The 17,292-nt window shown below is 69.1% G+C and carries 15 protein-coding genes; 7 read left to right on the plus strand and 8 right to left on the minus strand.

The annotated features are described in order from the left end of the window. Positions 1-241 precede the first annotated feature (241 nt). Positions 242-964: an FABP family protein gene (locus CA951_RS15655; protein ID WP_373413831.1), complete on the plus strand. Its 723-nt coding sequence runs from the start codon at positions 242-244 to the stop codon at positions 962-964. A gap of 87 nt (positions 965-1,051) precedes the next feature. Beyond that, a complete protein-coding gene (locus CA951_RS15660; protein ID WP_087557693.1) occupies positions 1,052-2,161 on the plus strand; it encodes a type IV toxin-antitoxin system AbiEi family antitoxin domain-containing protein in 1,110 nt (369 codons plus the stop codon). A gap of 243 nt (positions 2,162-2,404) precedes the next feature. Here CA951_RS15660 and cydC read toward each other — a convergent pair whose 3' ends face one another. The 5 genes from cydC to CA951_RS15685 form a co-directional block, all read right to left on the minus strand. Beyond that, a complete protein-coding gene (cydC, locus tag CA951_RS15665) occupies positions 2,405-4,084 on the minus strand; it encodes a thiol reductant ABC exporter subunit CydC (RefSeq protein ID WP_087557694.1) in 1,680 nt (559 codons plus the stop codon). After that, on the minus strand, positions 4,074-5,786 hold the full coding sequence (cydD, locus tag CA951_RS15670) for a thiol reductant ABC exporter subunit CydD (RefSeq protein WP_087557695.1): 1,713 nt from the start codon (positions 5,784-5,786) through the stop codon (positions 4,074-4,076). The genes cydC and cydD overlap by 11 nt, the downstream gene beginning before the upstream one ends. After that, positions 5,783-6,820 carry a cytochrome d ubiquinol oxidase subunit II gene (cydB, locus tag CA951_RS15675; protein ID WP_087557696.1) on the minus strand — a complete coding sequence of 346 codons (1,038 nt, stop codon included), beginning with the start codon at positions 6,818-6,820 and terminating at the stop codon, positions 5,783-5,785. The genes cydD and cydB overlap by 4 nt, the downstream gene beginning before the upstream one ends. A gap of 11 nt (positions 6,821-6,831) precedes the next feature. Continuing rightward, positions 6,832-8,328, minus strand: coding sequence for a cytochrome ubiquinol oxidase subunit I (locus tag CA951_RS15680; RefSeq protein ID WP_087557697.1), 1,497 nt, complete (start codon positions 8,326-8,328; stop codon positions 6,832-6,834). A gap of 133 nt (positions 8,329-8,461) precedes the next feature. Continuing rightward, complete coding sequence (locus CA951_RS15685) at positions 8,462-9,334, minus strand: aminodeoxychorismate lyase (RefSeq protein WP_087557698.1); 873 nt, start codon at positions 9,332-9,334, stop codon at positions 8,462-8,464. Between the two features lie 62 nt (positions 9,335-9,396). Here CA951_RS15685 and CA951_RS15690 point away from each other — a divergent pair, with 62 nt between their 5' ends. The 4 genes from CA951_RS15690 to CA951_RS15705 all read left to right on the plus strand — a co-directional run bounded on the left by CA951_RS15690 (position 9,397) and on the right by CA951_RS15705 (position 12,515). Continuing rightward, on the plus strand, positions 9,397-10,518 hold the full coding sequence (locus CA951_RS15690; protein ID WP_087557699.1) for a folate-binding protein YgfZ: 1,122 nt from the start codon (positions 9,397-9,399) through the stop codon (positions 10,516-10,518). Then, positions 10,515-11,183 (plus strand): MOSC domain-containing protein, encoded by a 669-nt coding sequence (locus tag CA951_RS15695; protein ID WP_087557700.1) that lies wholly within the window; start codon positions 10,515-10,517, stop codon positions 11,181-11,183. The genes CA951_RS15690 and CA951_RS15695 overlap by 4 nt, the downstream gene beginning before the upstream one ends. Continuing rightward, complete coding sequence (locus tag CA951_RS15700; protein WP_087557701.1) at positions 11,180-12,133, plus strand: asparaginase; 954 nt, start codon at positions 11,180-11,182, stop codon at positions 12,131-12,133. The genes CA951_RS15695 and CA951_RS15700 overlap by 4 nt, the downstream gene beginning before the upstream one ends. 181 nt (positions 12,134-12,314) lie before the next feature. Next, positions 12,315-12,515, plus strand: coding sequence for a DUF3073 domain-containing protein (locus tag CA951_RS15705; protein WP_005244376.1), 201 nt, complete (start codon positions 12,315-12,317; stop codon positions 12,513-12,515). 111 nt (positions 12,516-12,626) lie between these two features. Here the strand turns inward: CA951_RS15705 and purM are convergent, their stop codons facing one another. Continuing rightward, positions 12,627-13,706 (minus strand): phosphoribosylformylglycinamidine cyclo-ligase, encoded by a 1,080-nt coding sequence (gene purM, locus CA951_RS15710; protein WP_087557702.1) that lies wholly within the window; start codon positions 13,704-13,706, stop codon positions 12,627-12,629. Positions 13,707-13,826: 120 nt separating this feature from the next. Then, positions 13,827-15,410, minus strand: a complete 1,584-nt coding sequence (gene purF, locus CA951_RS15715; protein WP_087557703.1) for an amidophosphoribosyltransferase — start codon at positions 15,408-15,410, stop codon at positions 13,827-13,829. Between the two features lie 173 nt (positions 15,411-15,583). On the opposite strand from purF, the gene CA951_RS15720 reads away from it, so the two are divergent. After that, the gene (locus CA951_RS15720) at positions 15,584-16,903 is read left to right on the plus strand and encodes a cyclopropane-fatty-acyl-phospholipid synthase family protein (RefSeq protein WP_087557704.1); all 1,320 of its coding nucleotides are present in this window, start codon (positions 15,584-15,586) and stop codon (positions 16,901-16,903) included. Here CA951_RS15720 and CA951_RS15725 read toward each other — a convergent pair whose 3' ends face one another. Continuing rightward, positions 16,904-17,290, minus strand: coding sequence for a sterol carrier family protein (locus CA951_RS15725; RefSeq protein WP_087557705.1), 387 nt, complete (start codon positions 17,288-17,290; stop codon positions 16,904-16,906). Between the last annotated feature and the right edge of the window lie 2 nt (positions 17,291-17,292).

The raw sequence follows: 17,292 nt of genomic DNA on the forward strand, positions 1-17,292 counted from the left end.
GGACCTCCGGGAGGAGCGGGAGACGAGACGACGGCATGAGGATATCCGGAACCGACCGGGTGGTCGCCTTCGAGAAACCGTAGCCGCAGTGACCGTAAGCCGCCTCCCGTTTCGACCGTTCGACGGGTTCGGTTTAGGATGTCACCGTGGTTATCTTCTTCGAGGTACTTCTTGTCCTTGCCGCCGTGTTGATCACGTGGTTCTCCCTCTACACGATCTACCGCCTGGTCACCGACGAGTCGTGAGTCAAACTCCGGACGCAGGCGCAGATCCGCCTTCCGAGCACCCGACTACGAGTGCGCCCGCTGGGGACTCCCCCACCGTGCGTCGTGGTAGCGGTGACGCAGCCGTCGCGGACGCCATCGAGCGTTCCAAGACGACGGCGTCGCGGAACATCCCGCAGCTTCCGGACCTTCCGCTGCCCGAGGACACCGCAAATCTGCGGCTCGGCCCGGATCTGAACAACGAACTCCTCGCGGTACTGCCGCTCGTGGGTGTCTGGCGCGGTGAAGGGGAAGGCCACGACCCCGACACCGGCGACTACCACTTCGGGCAGCAGATCATCGTCTCCCACAACGGTGGCAACTACCTCGAGTGGAAATCCCAGACCTGGGTTCTGGACACCGACGGCGAGTACGTGCGCCCCGACCTTCACGAGACCGGCTTCTGGCGGATCAGCGGAGACGGCATACCCGGCAGCACCAACGAGGAAGTCGTCGAACTTCTCCTCGCCCACAGCTCCGGCATCGTCGAACTGTTCTACGGCCGCGCCCTCACCCAGTCGTCGTGGGAACTCGCGACCGACGTCGTGATCCGCAGCACCTCCGGTGTTCTCGTCGGCGGCGCCAAGCGTCTCTACGGCATCGTCGAGGGCGGCGACCTCGCGTACGTCGAGGAACGCATCATCGCGGACGGGGAACTGCGCCCTCACCTCTCCGCGCGGTTGTCCCGCTATATTGGCTAGCGCCCCGTGAGTACTTATTAACCGCGGGCGGTTAACAAGTACTCACGGGGCGGGTTATCCACAACATGCCGTTCATCCACAGGCGAGTTGAAATCGGCCCTTTTCGGGCGTTTCCTGTCGGCCTGCGTGCGCACCGTCGCGTCCATGACACCTGCGACGATCGACTTCAAGCCCGAGTTCCAAACAGTCCTCGACCACCAGCACGGCCTCGTCACGGCCCGCCAATTGCGCGGGCTGGGGATCTCGACCCGGCAGATTCAGCACATGGTGGAGTCCGGCCAGTGGTCGGCGGTCCTGCACGGCGTCTACGCCGTCACCAACGGTCCCCTCGACCGGCCGATGATGCTGTGGGCGGCGCTGCTGTTCGGTGGTCCCCGCGCGATTCTCAGCCACCGGACAGCGGCCGAGGAGTGGTCGCTGGTGCCCGTCGACCCCGAGGGGCCGATTCACGTCACCGTCCCCTACGGACTGTCCGCGGAACCCCAGGGACCGACGTATCGCAAGGTCGGACGGCGATCCGACCGTATGGTTCCGCGCGAGGGTGATCTTCTCCACCCCGGGGTCTTGGTGCACCGGTCCCGGGCGCACGCCCACATCCTCGTTCCGACGCTCCTGCCACGAACGTCCCTGGCCGACACCGTCGTCGACCTGGCTGTCGAGGAGCCGTCGGCGCGGGGAGCGGCGCGGGTCCTCGTCGCGGCGGTCACCGGCAGCAGTGCGTCGGTCCACACGCTCCTTCGCCGGATCGAGCAGCGTCCGCCACGCAGATACCGCAGGGCGCTGACCGACGCGCTGACGTTCGTCTCCAGCGGCGTCCAGTCGATGCTGGAACACCGGTACGCCGTCGACGTCGAACTCGCCCACGGACTGCCGGCCGCCCGGCGACAGTCGCCTGTGCTCGTCGACGGGAAGACCCTGTACGAGGACGTGGACTACTCGGACAGCGGGGTTCCGCTCCTCGTGCGTTTGGACGGGCTGCGGTACCACTCGTCGCGGTCGGTGGCTCTGCGCGACCGGCGTCGCGGCAACGCGGCGGAACTCGCGGGGAAGGCGACGCTGGTGTACGGATGGGAGGAGGTGACGCAACGCTCGTGTGAGGTCGCGGACGAGGTGCGCACGGTCCTCGAGCGGGGCGGCTGGAGTGGGTCGAACCCGTGCCCGCGATGCCGTGAGTACTTGTTAACCGCCGGCGGTTAATAAGTACTCACGGGCGCGAAGCGCACAACGGCCCCCGAGCCTTCCGGTGCGTGTGCACCGGTCCCGGATCTGGACCAGACCGGGGGCTCGGGGGCCGGGTAGCTGCCTGGGATTCGCTCGCCGCTCGCGCGGTCAGTGAATTCCGTCAGCGGTAGCGGCTAGCTGGCAGCCACCTCACGTGTCCGTCTGTCATTCAATTTCAGACCACCTCCTTCCTCGTGTACTCAAGAACGTACGCCGCACTCACGGAGTCGGCAACGCATTTTCGCTCTCAGCTTTCTCCACCCGTATCACCAGGTCAGCGCTGGTATCCTGCGGAAGCTGGTGGGTGACCACCACGACGGTGCGCTGCGCAGACACCAGTCCGCCGTCGCGTGCGAGCAGTCTCCGCAGCAGGTCGGCGCCCGCATCCGCGTCGAGGTGTTCGGTCGGTTCGTCCAGCAACAGCACCCGGTCGGGCGACAGCAGCGCCCTGGCGAGGAGCAGCCTGCGACGCTGCCCGCCGGACACCGCCCTGGCACCGCCGGCGAGGGTGGTGTGCACTCCCTCCGGAAGCCCCGCCACCCATCCCCCGAGCCCGACGGACTCCAGGACGGTCACCGCCTCCGCGGCATCCAGGTCGCCGCGCGCGACCCGCAGATTCTCGAGCACCGACGTGTCGAAGAGGTGCGCGTCCTCCGCGAAGAACCCGACGTTCCGGCGCAGCGCCTCGGACTTGATGCGGTGGAGGTCGACGCCGTCTATCCGGATCGTCCCCGAGACGGGGGGCAGCAACCCGGCGAGGGTCATCAGGGTGGTCGTCTTCCCCGACCCGCTGCCCCCGACGACCGCGACACGGGCGCCCGCCCGCAGGTCGAGGTCGAGCGCGGCGGTGACCTGCCCTCCGGGCCAGCCGCACCGCAGGTCCTTCGCGACCACCTCCGCCGGTCCGTCGAGGTCCCGGTCGCCGGGGTGCGGATCCGCGACGGCGGCGTCGAGTACGGCGAGGATGCGACGGGACGCGATGCGGGCGCGGGTCAGCGCGACCGCTGCGGCGGGCAGTGCCGCCGTGGCCTCGAACGCGGACAACGGCAGGAGCACGAGGATGCCCATCGCCATCGGGCTCATGGTCCCCGACGAGTACAGGTCCATGCCGATGAGCAGCGACGCGATCACGCTCACCCCCGTTGCCAGCGGTGTGGCGGCGTCCGCGAACGCGCTGGGTGCGGCGGCGCGGTCGGTGGCCGAGACCGCGTCGTGCTCGGCGTCGACGGCCCGTGACACGGCGCTGTCGAGGCGACCTGCGACGCGCAGTTCCGCGGCGTGATCGAGCGCGGTGACGGCGTCCTCGCTGAACCGGGCGCGCGCCTTCGCTCCGGACGTCTCGGCGAGGCGGGCGGCCCGCGCGGACAACCAGGGCGCCGCGACCCCCGACACCGCGAGCGCCACTGCGAGTACGAGCGCCGCTGCCGGCGAGATCACCACGAGGATGCCGACGGCGGCCACAGCCAGGACTACGGCCACGGCGATCGGGACGAGCGCGCGGACGACGACGTCACCGAGCGTATCGACGTCGGCCCCGGTGCGGGCGAGGAGTTCGCCGCGGCGCAGTCCGGCGGCGGCGGCCGGGTCTCCGTCGGCGAGCCGCTGGTACAGCCGGGTGCGGGCGGACGTGGTGCCGCGCAGCGCGGTGTCGTGGGTGGCCAGCCGCTCGAGGTAGCGGAAGACGCCGCGGGAGATGCCGAGGGCCCGCACGGCCACGACGGCCACACTGAGGTCGAGGACGGGCGGCATCTGCCATGCCCTCGTGATCAACCAGGCCGACAGCGCCGCCAGCGCGAGGGCGCTGCCCAGGGTGGCGACTCCGGCGGCGACGGCCTGCGCGACCCGTCCCGGTTTCAGGTCGAGGAGCGGCAGCGCCCGGAGTAACGGGTCACGCGACATCGGCGCTCACCTCGATCACCCGGTCGGCGGCCGCGAGCACGGTCGGGCGATGCCCCACCACCACGACCGTCCGGCCCGCGGCGGCCAGGCCGCGCAGGGAATCGAGCACGGTCCGCTCCGATGCGTCGTCGAGGTGTGCGGTGGGTTCGTCGAGCACCAGGACCGGACGCCGAGTGGCCAGCACCCGGGTCAGGGCGAGCCGCTGCCGCTGTCCGAGCGACAGTCCCGTTCCCCCGGATCCGACGCGCGTGTTCCAACCGTCCGGGAGTTCGGCGAGGACCTCGTCGAAACCAGCCGCCGCGCAGGCCTGTTCGAGGTCGACGACGTCGCCGAGAAGCCGGAGGTTCGCGCCCAACGTGCCGGGAACGAGGACAGGCTGCTGCGGCAGCCATGCCACCTGCGCCCACCACGCGGACCGGTCGAGCGAATTCACGGGGACGCCCGCCACCCGCACCTGCCCGCCGTCGGGTTCGACGAGGCCGAGGAGTGCGTGCACCGCAGTCGATTTCCCGGCGCCGTTGGGTCCCGTCAGCACGGTCACCGCGCCGGGTTCGACGGTCCCGGTCAGTCCGTGCGGCGCCAGGCCGCGGCGCGACGCGACGTCCACGTCGTCGAACTCGAGGCGCGCCCCGGTGGCGTCCACCGCGAGTACACCGTCGGCGTCCACCGCGATTGCACCGTCGGCATCAACCGGCTCGTCGGCATCGATGACGGCGAAGGCCCTGCTCGCGGCGGCCATTCCGTCTTCGGCCGCGTGGAACTGGGTGCCGACCATCCGTAGTGGGAGGTACACCTCGGGGGCGAGGATCAGTGCGACGATTCCCGCCTCGAGTCCCATGCCCCCGTAGACCAGTCGCAGTCCGATGCTCACGGCGACGAGCGCGACGCACAGGGTGGCCAGCAGTTCCAGCACCATCGACGACAGGAACGCGACCCGCAGCGCTGACATCGTGGTGCGGCGGTGCGCGTCGCCGAGTTCGCGCACCCGCGTCGCAGGCCCCTGTTCGCGGCCGAGTGCGCGGAGGGTGGGCAGGCCGGCCAGCAGGTCGAGCAGTTGCGAGGACAGTGTGGTCATCGCGGTCAGCGTCTTGGCGGCCTTGCCCCGGGTGAGAAGGCCGATGAGGATCATGAAGACCGGGATGAGCGGCAGCGTGACGAAGATGATGGCCGCCGACGTCAGATCCTGGAATGCGATGACCGCCAACGTCGCCGGCGTGAGTGTCCCCGCCAGGACCAGGGCGGGGAGGTACCCGGTGAGGTACGGCACGAGTCCGTCGACGCCGCGGGTGAGCACGGTCGCGATCTCGTCCCGCCGCGGGTCGAGTGCTCGCGGCCGCATCCGGGTGGCGACACCGAGCACCTCGCCCTTCAGTTCCGCCACGACCCGGGACGCGGACCGGTGCGCGAACCGGGACTGCGTCCAGGTACCGAGGACCCGGATCCCCACCGCGGCCGCGAGGACCGTCAATTCGGTGGACCACCGCCCGAGGTCGGTGGCGTCGTCGACGATGACGCCACCGAGCACCCGGCCGATCATGAGCGCCGACACGATGACCATCGCGACATTGACGATCGACAGTCCGACCGTGAGGACGAGATACCCGCGGGCCGCCGCCGAATACCGCCACAGGCGGGGATCGACGGGGCGCCGGGAACCGCGCTCCCCGGCGGGGCGGGGTGCGTCGCCGACCGCTGTGCTCATCTGCGCTCGAGCGGGAGACCGATCGACGGCGGGATGTGCTTGGTCGAGATCCGTTGACGGAACACCCAGTACGTCCAGCCCTGGTAGATGAGCACCACCGGAGTGAGGAACGCGGCGGCCCACGTCATCACCTTCAGCGTGTACGGACTCGACGACGCGTTGTCGATGGTGAGGCTGTACGCGGCGTCCAGGGTGGACGGCATGACGTTGGGGAACAGCGAGCCGAACAGCAGGGCGACGGTGGCGATCACCGCGATCGAGGTGAGCGCGAACGCCCAGCCCTCCCGTTCGGCGCGGGTCAACGCGACCACCCCGAGGAGTGCGGCGGCGGCGATCGCGACGAGGATCCACGTCCAGCCCTTGCCGTGCGCCAACTGCGTCCACAGCACGAACGCTCCTGCCACCGGAACGGCCGGGATCGCCAGCCGCGACGCCAGTTCGACTGCGTCCGTGCGGACCTCGTCGGCCGTCTTCAGAGCAAGGAACACCGCGCCGTGCAGGGCGAACACGAGCGCCGTCGTCAGACCGCCCAGCAGCGCATACGGATTGAGCAGATCGAGGAGGTTGGACGTGACCTGCTTGTCGGCGTCGATGTCGACGCCGCGCACGATGTTCGCGAACGCGACACCCCACAGCACGGCAGGCACCCAGGACCCGAAGACGATGCCCCAGTCGCAGCGTCGGCGCCAGGTGTCGTCGTCGATCTTGCCGCGGTACTCGATGGCGCAGATCCGGACGATCAAGGCGACGAGGATGATCAGCAGCGGCAGATAGAAACCGGAGAACAACGTGGCGTACCACTCGGGGAACGCCGCGAACAACGCGCCGCCGCCGGTGATCAGCCACACCTCGTTGCCGTCCCACACGGGGCCGATCGTGTTGAGCACCACCCGCCGTCGTGTGTCCCCGTGGGGGTCCTTGCGCCTGCCGAGCACCGGCATCAGCATGCCGACACCGAAATCGAATCCCTCGAGGACGAAGTACCCGATGAAGAGCACCGCGATCAGGATGAACCACACTTCTTGAAGTCCCATGACCGTCTCCCCTAGTACGCGAACGAGAGTTGCTCGGGCTTGCCCGGTTCTTCGGGCTCGTCGTGGTCGTCACCCGGTGGATGCGCGTCGTGTTCGAGCGGTCCCTCCACCGTGTAGCGGCGGATCAGCGTGAACCACACGACCGCCAGCGACCCGTAGACGACGGTGAACGTGATGAGCGAGACCCAGACGGTCCACGGGGAGTGGTTCGAGACGCCTTGGTCGACAGTGAGTCTGATCATGTCGACCCCGGTCGGGTTGGGTGCCACGACCCACGGTTGGCGGCCCATCTCGGTGAACACCCAGCCCGCGCTGTTCCCGAGGAACGGCGTCGGAATGACGAGGATGGACAGCCAGCCGTACCACTTCTTGTCCGGGACGCGGCCGCCGCGGGTCATCCAGAGGCCGACGACGGCGAGCAGCGCCGATCCGGCGGCCCAGCCGATCATCGCGCGGAACGTCCAGTAGGTGACGAACAGGTTGGGCTTGTAGTTGCCGGGCCCGTACATCTCTTCGTAGCGGGCCTGGATCTCGGTGACGCCCTCGACGGTGGAGTCGAAGTTGCCGTCCGCGAGGAACGAGGTGAGCCCGGGGATCTTGATGAGCTGGGTGATGCTGTCGCAGTTGTTCTGGGTGCCGACGGTGAGGATCGAGAAGTCGGCGCCGGTTTCGGTGTGGCACAGCGATTCGGCCGACGCCATCTTCATGGGTTGCTGTTCGAACATCAGCTTGCCCTGGATGTCGCCGGTGATCGCGAGTCCGACACCGGCGGCGACCATCACCCACAGCGCGAGGATCGTGACCGGACGGAACATCGTCCTGGCGGTCTCCTCGTGCTTCTTCGCGACCTCCGGTTCGGTGGCTTCCTTCGACTTGCGCATGCTGCGCACCATCCACCAGCCGCCGACGCCGGCCACGAACGTGCCCGCAGTGAGGAACGCTCCGGCGACGACGTGCGGGAAGGCCGCGAGCGCGGTGTTGTTGGTGAGCAGTTCCCAGATGCTGGTGAGTTCCGCGCGCCCGGTCTCGGGGTTGTAGACGGCCCCCACCGGGTGCTGCATGAACGAGTTCGCGGTGATGATGAAGTACGCGGACGCGTTGACACCGATCGCGACGAGCCAGATGGTGGCCAGGTGGACGAGCTTGGGCAGCCTGCCCCAGCCGAAGATCCAGAGTCCGAGGAACGTCGACTCGAGGAAGAACGCCACCAATCCCTCGAGGGCGAGGGGCGCGCCGAACACGTCGCCGACGAAGCGTGAGTACTCGCTCCAGTTCATGCCGAACTGGAACTCCTGCACGATGCCGGTGGCGACGCCGAGCGCGAAGTTGATCAGGAAGAGTTTCCCGAAGAACTTGGTGAGCCGATACCAGTGGTCCTTTCCGGTGACCACCCACATCGTCTGCATGACGGCGATCAGCGGGGCGAGCCCGATCGTCAGCGGTACGAGGATGAAGTGATAGACGGTGGTTATGCCGAACTGCCACCGGGAGACATCCAAGGCATCCATGGCTACTCCGAAACTGGGCCCGTAGGACAGGCTTCAGGGCCGGAGCGTGGGCTTCCGCCCGACCCTTGAAAACAACGTACTGCGGGGTCGTTTCCCCCGCAGGACTTTGCTACTACGAAATGTAGTAGACCTGTCAAGCCTCCGCGGACTCGGCTCCCGACGTCTCGACCGCGAGGCCAACCAGCTCCACGATCTCGTCGGCGAGGGGCGCGTCCGGAAGGGCGAGGCCGTCGATCTTGCGCACCCGCGCGGCCATGGTGATGCTGGAGATGAGCCAAACACCTTCCGCCGTAATGAGATCCGCGGGACGCAGCGCCGCGTACTCGCATCGGAACCCCTTGCCGGACGCCACCTCGTAGAGGGCCTGCTGCGTCGTGCCCGGCAGAATTCCGTGCTCCGGCGGCGGCGTGAGGAGCGTCTTCTCGCGGGCGATGACCACCGTGGAACGTGGCCCTTCCAACACATTGCCCTCACTACTGACGAAGATCACATCGTCGGCTCCGAACGTGGCCGCGTACCGCAGGGCGGCCATGTTCGTGGCATATGACAAGGTCTTCGCCCCGAGCAGCTGCCACGGCGCGCTCGCCGACAGATCCACCGAATAGCCCCGGGCCAATGTGAGTACCGACACCCCGTCTCGGCGCGCGTCCAGGATCCGGTCGGCGACCGGCCCGACGGTGACGAAGGCGGTCGCGTCGCCACCGGACTCCCGGCCACGGCTGAGCACGAGGCGCATCGCACCCTCCCGCTCGGACCCCCACTCCTCGACGGCCAATTCCAGCGCCAGCCGCCAGTCGTCCAGGTCCTGCACCGGCAGACCGAGGGCCCGCGCCGACGCCACCAGTCGAGTGAGGTGCGGCTCCACCTTCAGTGCGCGACCGCCGCGCACCAACAGCGTTTCGAAGACACCGTCGCCGCGCACCACCGCCAGATCGTCCGCGTGCAGCAGCGGAGCATCCGCGTCGCGCACCTCGTGGTCCAGTGTCACCAGCACTCGATCAGACATGAGACCCAGCCTATCGACCCTGCTGACCGCCACCCGGGGTCCTTGGTCCCTAGACTGGGTTCGTGGTCGACAAACTGCCCGTCTCACCCAGTCCACTCGTCACGGCCCCGGGCGCGGTCCCTGCGCCCGAAGGCTCCCCCGACGCCGGCGTCGCCTGGCACCACGGCGATCCGCTCGGCGAACAACGCAGCGCCGAGCGTTCCGCGGTGGTCGTCGACCGATCCCACCGGTTCGTCATCGCGATCAGCGGACCCGAACGTCTCACCTGGCTGCACACCATCTCCAGCCAGCACGTCGCCGCACTCCCCGACGGCTCGAGCGCCGAGAACCTCAGCCTCGACGTCAACGGCCGCGTCGAACACCACTTCGTCCAGACCGACCTCGACGGCGTCACCTGGATCGACACCGAAGCCGACCGCGGACCCGACCTTCTCTCGTTCCTCACCAAGATGGTGTTCTGGTCCAAGGCCGAGCCCCGCGACGGCAACGAACTCGCCGTCCTCAGCGTGATCGGGCCCGACGCCGCCGCCGTCCTCGACGCCGCCGGGGTCGCCGTGCCCGCCGAGCCGTACGCCGCGGTCGCGGTGGCCGGGGGCGGATTCGTCCGCCGCATGCCGTGGCCGACCGCCGACTCCTTCGACCTGCTGGTCCCGCGGGAAGGACTCGCGACGTGGTGGGGCCGGCTCACCGCCGCAGGCGCCGCTCCCGCGGGAACGTGGGCGTTCGAGGCACTGCGGGTGGCCGCCGTGCGTCCCCGGATCGGGCTCGACACCGACGACCGCACCATCCCGCACGAGGTCCGCTGGATCGGCGGTCCCGCCGAGTACGGCGCCGTCCACCTCGAGAAGGGCTGCTACCGCGGTCAGGAGACCGTCGCCCGCGTCCACAACCTCGGCAAGCCGCCGCGGCACCTGGTCCTGCTGCACCTCGACGGCAGCGCCGAGGGCCGGCCGGAACCGGGTGACCCGGTGACGGCGGGCGGCCGCGCCGTCGGACGGATCGGCACGGTGATCGACCATCACGAACTCGGCCCCATCGCGCTGGCCCTCGTCAAACGGTCCATCCCTATCGACACCGAACTGGTAACCGGACCGTGCGCCGCGTCCATCGACCCCGACTCCGTGCCCGTCGACGACGCGGTCCAGGCGGGCCGCGCCGCCGTCGACCGGCTCCGCGGCCGGTGAGCGGGGAGACCGCGGCGGCCGGCGAGGTGCTGGCCGTCTGCGTGCTGCACGCCGAACGCGACAGCGGCACCCGGCGGGTGACCCGCACGGCGATCGACAAGCGGCCCGTCGACGGCCCGGTGTCCGTCACGACCACCGGACTGGCCGGTGACCGCGTCTGCGACACCGAATACCACGGCGGGCCGTTCAAGGCCGTCTACGCGTACCAGGAGGACGAGGCGCGGCGCTGGGCGTCGGAACTCGGCCGCGAACTGCCCCCGGGATGGTTCGGCGAGAACCTCCGGCTGGACGGCATCGCCGCCAGCGACGCCGTGATCGGCGAACGCTGGCGGATCGGCACCACCGAACTGGAGGTGGCCGGCCCGCGGACGCCGTGCGGCACGTTCGGTGTGTGGGCCGCCGAGCCGAGGTGGGTCAAGCGGTTCTCCGAACGCGGCGACACGGGTGCGTACCTGCGGGTGGTGACCGAGGGGTCGATCACCGCAGGCGACGCCGTCCACCGCCTCCACGTGCCCGGCCACGGCGTCACCGTGCGCGATCTGTTCACCGGCCGCGACCCGGAACGGTTCGTGGCGCTGCTCGAACAGCAGGAGAACCTCGCTCCGACCGTCGCGGACAAGGCCCGCCGACGGATCGCCGGACTGGAAGTGCAGGTCACGTATTGAGCATCGAACTGGTCGAGGTCGTCCGTTCCGGATTCCGTGAGTGCGTCCACCGTGGTTCCGCGGTCATCCTCAGCGCGGACGGCGAGATCTCGCTCGCCCTCGGCGAGGTGCACACGCCGATCTACCCCCGGTCGTCGAACAAGCCGTGGCAGGCCGTGACGATGCTGAGGAACGGCTTCGAGCCGTCCAGTTCCGAAGAGCTCGCGATCGCGACCGCATCCCACGAGGGCGAGGCGGATCACGTCGAACTCGTCGAGCGGCTCCTCGACCGGTACGGCCTCGACGAGGACCAGCTCCGCTGCCCCGCGGATCTGCCCTCCAACGAGCTCGCGCGGGCCGAACTGCTGGCCGCCGGGGAACTCCCCCGCCCGGTGTACATGAACTGCTCGGGCAAGCACGCGGCGATGCTGGCCACCTGTCTGACCGCCGACTGGCCGCTGGACAGCTACCTGGAGCCGACACACCCCCTGCAACTCGCCGTGGTCGAGACGCTCGGCTCGATCAGCGGCGACGTCGACGCCGAACTCGGCATCGACGGATGCGGGCTGCCGATCGTCCCGCTGTCGCTGACGCACCTGGCGCGGGCGTTCGCACGGCTCGTCACCGCCGAACCCGGCTCCCCCGAACTCGCCGTCGCCGACGCCGTCCGCGAGCACCCGTATCTCGTCTCGGGCACCGGCAAGGACGACGCGCGGCTGATGCCGGTCGTTCCCGGGCTGCTGACGAAGGCCGGCGCCGACGGGGTCTACGCGGGCGCGCTCCCCGACGGCTCGGCGTTCGCGTTCAAGATCGACGACGGTCACGAACGGGCCCGGTTGCCCCTCGCCGCAGCACTTCTCCACAGGATGGGCGCCGAGTGGACCGAGGACCTGGCGGCCCTCGCATCGCAGCCCGTGCTCGGCGGCGGCGTCCGAGTGGGGACGGTCCGGGCAATTCCGGGCGTCTTCTGAAGCAGAAATACCGGCATCGGGGCAGTTCGCGACCTCGATGAGACTAAACAGACACCGCTTCGGGGTGTGGATGGAAGCGCGAGGGACTTTTCCACGCTAGAGTGTGGGGCAGGAACTTACACACTCAAACGGGGCCGCCAAATTCCCCAGGCCGCCCCGCGAAAGCGCGAGGGGGTCAGCCATGGGCCGCGGCCGGGCTAAGGCAAAGCAGACCAAGGTTGCACGCGAGCTGAAGTACAGCGTACCGACCACGGATTTTGACAGCCTGCAAAGAGAGCTCTCAGGTGGGTCGTCCAACTCGCATCGGGACGAGGTCTTCGCTGACCAGCGTGCCGACAGGGAGGGTCACTCCCGGGAGGACGACGACGACTGGCGGCGCTGAGATCTGAAGACACAGAAATGAGGGGGAGCCGATACCGGCTCCCCCTCATTTCCACGTCTTCAGCCGGTCGGGGCCACTAGCTCGCCCCGTTCCGACCGACGGCGTCCGACCCTAGAACCTCGGGTGGTCGCCGGCGAGAAGTGCGCGCTCGGCGGACACGTCGTGCGACTTCTTGATGCTGCCCAGCGTCCAGCAGTCGATGTGCCGCGCCGTCAGGACGGCCAGCGCACGATCGACGTCCTCGGGCGCCACGATCGCGACCATGCCGACGCCCATGTTGAACGTCTGCTCCATCTCGGCCCGCTCCACGCGTCCGCGCTGCGCGATCATCGCGAAGATCGGAGCGGGGCTCCAGGTGCCGCGATCGAGTTCGGCGACCAGACCCTTCGGCATGACCCGGGCGAGGTTGTTGGCCAGTCCACCACCGGTGACGTGGCAAAACGTGCGCACGTCGGTCTCGGCGGCGAGCGCCAGGCAGTCCTTGGCGTAGATCTTCGTGGGCTCGAGCATCTCCTCGCCCAGGGTGCGGCCGAATTCGTCGACGTGCGCCGTCAGGCTCATGTGATCGATCTCGAGCAGCACCTTGCGGGCCAGCGAGTAACCGTTGGAATGCAGACCGGACGAACCCATCGCGATCACGACGTCGCCGGGCCGGACCCGGTCGGGGCCCAGCAGCTGATCGGCCTCGACCACACCGACACCGGTCGCGGACAGGTCGTAGTCGCCGTCCGCCATCACGCCGGGGTGCTCGGCCGTCTCGCCGCCGAGCAGCGCGCACCCGGCCTGGATGCAGCCTTCGGCGATACCGCTGACCAGTTCGGCGACCCGCTCCGGGACGACACGCCCGACGGCGATGTAGTCCTGCAGGAACAGCGGCTCGGCGCCGCAGACGACGAGGTCGTCGACGACCATCGCGACCAGGTCGAGGCCCACGGTGTCGTGCTTGTCGAGTGCCTGGGCGACGGCGAGCTTGGTGCCCACACCGTCCGTGGACGCCGCGAGCAGCGGCTCCTTGTAGTCACCCTTGAGCGAGAACAGTCCCGCGAATCCACCGAGACCACCGAGAACCTCGGGACGGCTGGCGCGCTTGGCCAAGGGAGCGAAGAGTTCCACCGCCCGATCGCCTGCGGCGATGTCCACTCCTGCGGCGGCGTAGGACGCGCCAGGGCGACTTGTCGGATCCTCGGTCATGTGGTTGTTACTCCAGCCTTCTGTTGCTCGTCAAAATCGTGTCGGTCGGGCAATCGAGTGCTGTGATTGCGTCCTTACGGTACCGGAGTACGTTCCCCGGCCGGCTCCCGATGTACCGGCCTACGGCCGACTGAGGGCGTTCGCGTTGTCGTTCTCCCGCGTCGCGGGACCGCCTGCCGCGCTCTCGAGCATTCCCTCGAGAACGTTCTTTCCGATCGACGTCTCCGTGGGGAGCGCGATGGGGTACGTGCCGTCGAAGCAGGCCGCGCACAGTCGCGACGCCGGCTGCTCGGTGGCCGCGATCATGCCGTCGGTGGAGATGTAGCCGAGGGTGTCGGCGCCGATGGAGCGGCGCACCCCTTCGAGCATCTCGTCGAAGCTGCCGGGCTCGCCGCTGCCGCCCGCACCGTTGGCGATCAACTCGGCCGGGGAGGCGAAGTCGATGCCGTAGAAGCACGGCCACTTGACCGGCGGCGACGCGATCCGGACGTGGATTTCCAGAGCGCCTGCCTCGCGGAGCATCCGGATGAGCGCGCGCTGGGTGTTGCCGCGGACGATCGAGTCGTCCACCACCACGAGGCGCTTACCCCGGATGACTTCCTTCAGCGGATTGAGTTTGAGGCGGATACCGAGCTGGCGGATCGTCTGCGAAGGCTGGATGAAGGTGCGGCCCACGTAGGCGTTCTTCATCAGACCCTGGCCGTACGGAATGCCCGACCCCTGCGCGTACCCGACCGCGGCGGGAGTACCCGATTCGGGGACCGGGATGACGAGGTCGCCCTCGGCGGGGTGCTCGGTGGCGAGGCGGCGGCCGATCTCGACGCGGGTGGAATGCACCGACCGTCCGCCGATGACGCTGTCCGGACGAGCCAGGTACACGTACTCGAACACGCAGCCCTTGGGCTCGGGGTTCGCGAAGCGGGAGGAGCGGACGCCGTCGGCGTCGATGGCGAGCAGTTCGCCGGGCTCGATGTCGCGGACGAACGACGCGCCGACGATGTCGAGTGCGGCCGTCTCGCTGGCCACCACCCAGCCGCGGTCCAGTCGTCCGAGGCACAGGGGGCGGATGCCGTGCGGGTCACGCGCCGCGTAGAGCGTGTGCTCGTCCATGAACGTGAGGCAGAACGCACCGCGCAGCGTCGGCAGCAGCTTCATGGCTGCCTGCTCGATGGTGCTGTCCGCGGCGGCGTGCGCGAGGAGGGCGCCGACGACGTCCGAGTCGGACGTGGCGCCGCCGGGACGCTTGTCGTTGACGAGACCCGCCGCACGGGCGCGCTGCGCCAGTTCCGCCGTGTTGACCAGGTTGCCGTTGTGGCCGAGGGCGATGCCGCTGCCCGCGGCGGTGGTGCGGAAGATCGGCTGCGCGTTCTCCCACGTGGTCGAGCCTGTGGTGGAGTAGCGACAGTGACCGACGGCGACGTGACCGGGCATCGCTGCCAGGGTCTGCTCGTCGAACACCTGGCTGACCAACCCGAGGTCCTTGAAGACCAGCACCTGCGAACCGTCTGCGACGGCGATGCCCGCCGCTTCCTGACCACGGTGCTGCAGAGCATAAAGTCCGTAGTAGGTGAGTTTCGCCACATCCTCTCCCGGCGCCCAGACGCCGAAGACTCCGCATTCTTCGCGGGGCTCGTTCTCGTCCTCGTCGGACGGGTTCGAAGAGAGAAGATTAGGACTGTGGACCGACAGATCGGCTCTGGTCACCGGGGTGCTCCCTGGGGATGGGCGTGTGAGGGGCAAGGTCAGTCTACGTGCCCGGCGCCGTCGCTTCGCCCACGGTGCCGATCGAACCGGCCCGACTCCCGGACGACGGGCCGAAAATAGATTAGTTTCGGTATCGATCAGTTTCCTCGAACCACCGAGCGGGGGCTTTTCCGATGAACATCCGCAGCACGGCTCCGACCGCCGCAGAACGTCTGCTGAGCGCCTTCGAAGGTGCGATGGGCATCCCCCTTCCCGTACGTGTCCGATGCTGGGACGGCTCGGAGGCAGGCCCCGACGCGGACGTCACCGTCGTCTTCCGCAACCGGCGGGCCGTCCGGAGGGTGCTGTGGTCGCCGAACGAGCTCGGCCTCGTCCGGGCCTACGTGTCCGGTGACCTCGAGATCGAGGGCGACGTCTTCCGGCTCCTCGCGCTCCCCGGGCTCGTCGACCGGCTGGAAACTCTCGGCGTCCGCGGCTCCGACCGCACCGCGATCCTGAAGGCGCTCGCGACGTTCGTCCGGCTCGGCGGCCTCGGTCTCCGCCCGAAACCGCCGTCGGTGGAGGTGCCCCGCCGCCGCGGCGCCAAGCACAGCAAGGCGCGCGACGCATCCTCGGTCTCGCACCACTACGACGTCGGCAACGATTTCTACAGCCTGTTCCTGGGGCCGACGATGGTCTACTCGTGTGGGTACTGGGATCAGCGACCGGGCGACCGAGGCGCGATCGGGACGCTCGAGGAAGCGCAGAACGACAAGCTGGACCTGGTCTGCCGCAAGCTAGGGCTGCAGTCGGGCATGCGACTGCTGGACGTGGGCTGCGGGTGGGGTTCGATGGCGATCCACGCCGCCGAGAAGTACGACGTGTCCGTCGTCGGGATCACCCTCAGTCACGAACAGGCCGAATGGGCGCGGGCCCGCGTCTCCGAGGAGGGCCTGTCGGATCGGATCGAGATCCGCGTGCAGGACTACCGCGACATCGTCGACGGTCCCTTCGACGCGATCTCCAGCATCGGCATGTCCGAGCACGTCGGCGACGCCGCCCTGCCCGAATACGCGGCGCACCTGGAAACCCTTCTGCGTCCCGAGGGGCGACTGCTCAACCACGCCATCGCCTCGGTGCAGTCGCGCACCGGGACGGAGGACGCGCCGGGTCTGATCGAGAACTACATCTTCCCGGACGGCGAGGTGCTGCCCCTGAGCAGGACCCTGGACGCGTTCGAGCGCACCGGACTCGAGGTGCGCGACGTCGAGGCCCTCCGGGAGCACTACGCCCTGACGCTGCGGGCCTGGGTCAGCAGACTGCGCGGCACCTGGGATGATGCCGTCCGGCTCGCGGGCGCGGAGCGGGCCCGCACATGGTTGCTGTACCTCGCGGCCAGCGCCCTGGGGTTCGAGGAGAAGGGTCGCCTGACGATCCATCAGGTCCTCGCCGTGCGCCCGTCCGACACCGGATCGAGCGGCCTGCCGCGCACCCGTGCGCTGTGGCTGGGGTGACTACACGCGCAGCAGCGGCAGCCAGTGCGCGATCTCCCCGGCGCGGCTCCCCGACACCGACACCGCGCCGCCGGAGGTTGCGCCGTCGAACTCCAGCAGTCCCGTCACCAGCAGCAGCCACGTCCGCGGATCGGTCTCCACGACGTTCGGCGGGGTGCCGCGGGTGTGCCGGGGACCCTCGATGCACTGGACCGCGACGAACGGCGGCACCCGCACCTCCACGCTCGAACCGGGTGCCACCTGCTCGAGCGTCCGCGCGCTGAGCCGGACCGCCGCCGCCAGCTGGGTGCGGGACGGCTTCTCCTCGGTGTCGCCGCGCAGCCACGGACCGACCTCGAGTACGGCGGCCCTCAGTTCGGCGGGATCTACGGCTCGACGCGACGGCATAC

It is taken from the genome of Rhodococcus sp. NCIMB 12038 (assembly GCF_002165735.1).
GTDB lineage: Bacteria > Actinomycetota > Actinomycetes > Mycobacteriales > Mycobacteriaceae > Rhodococcus_F.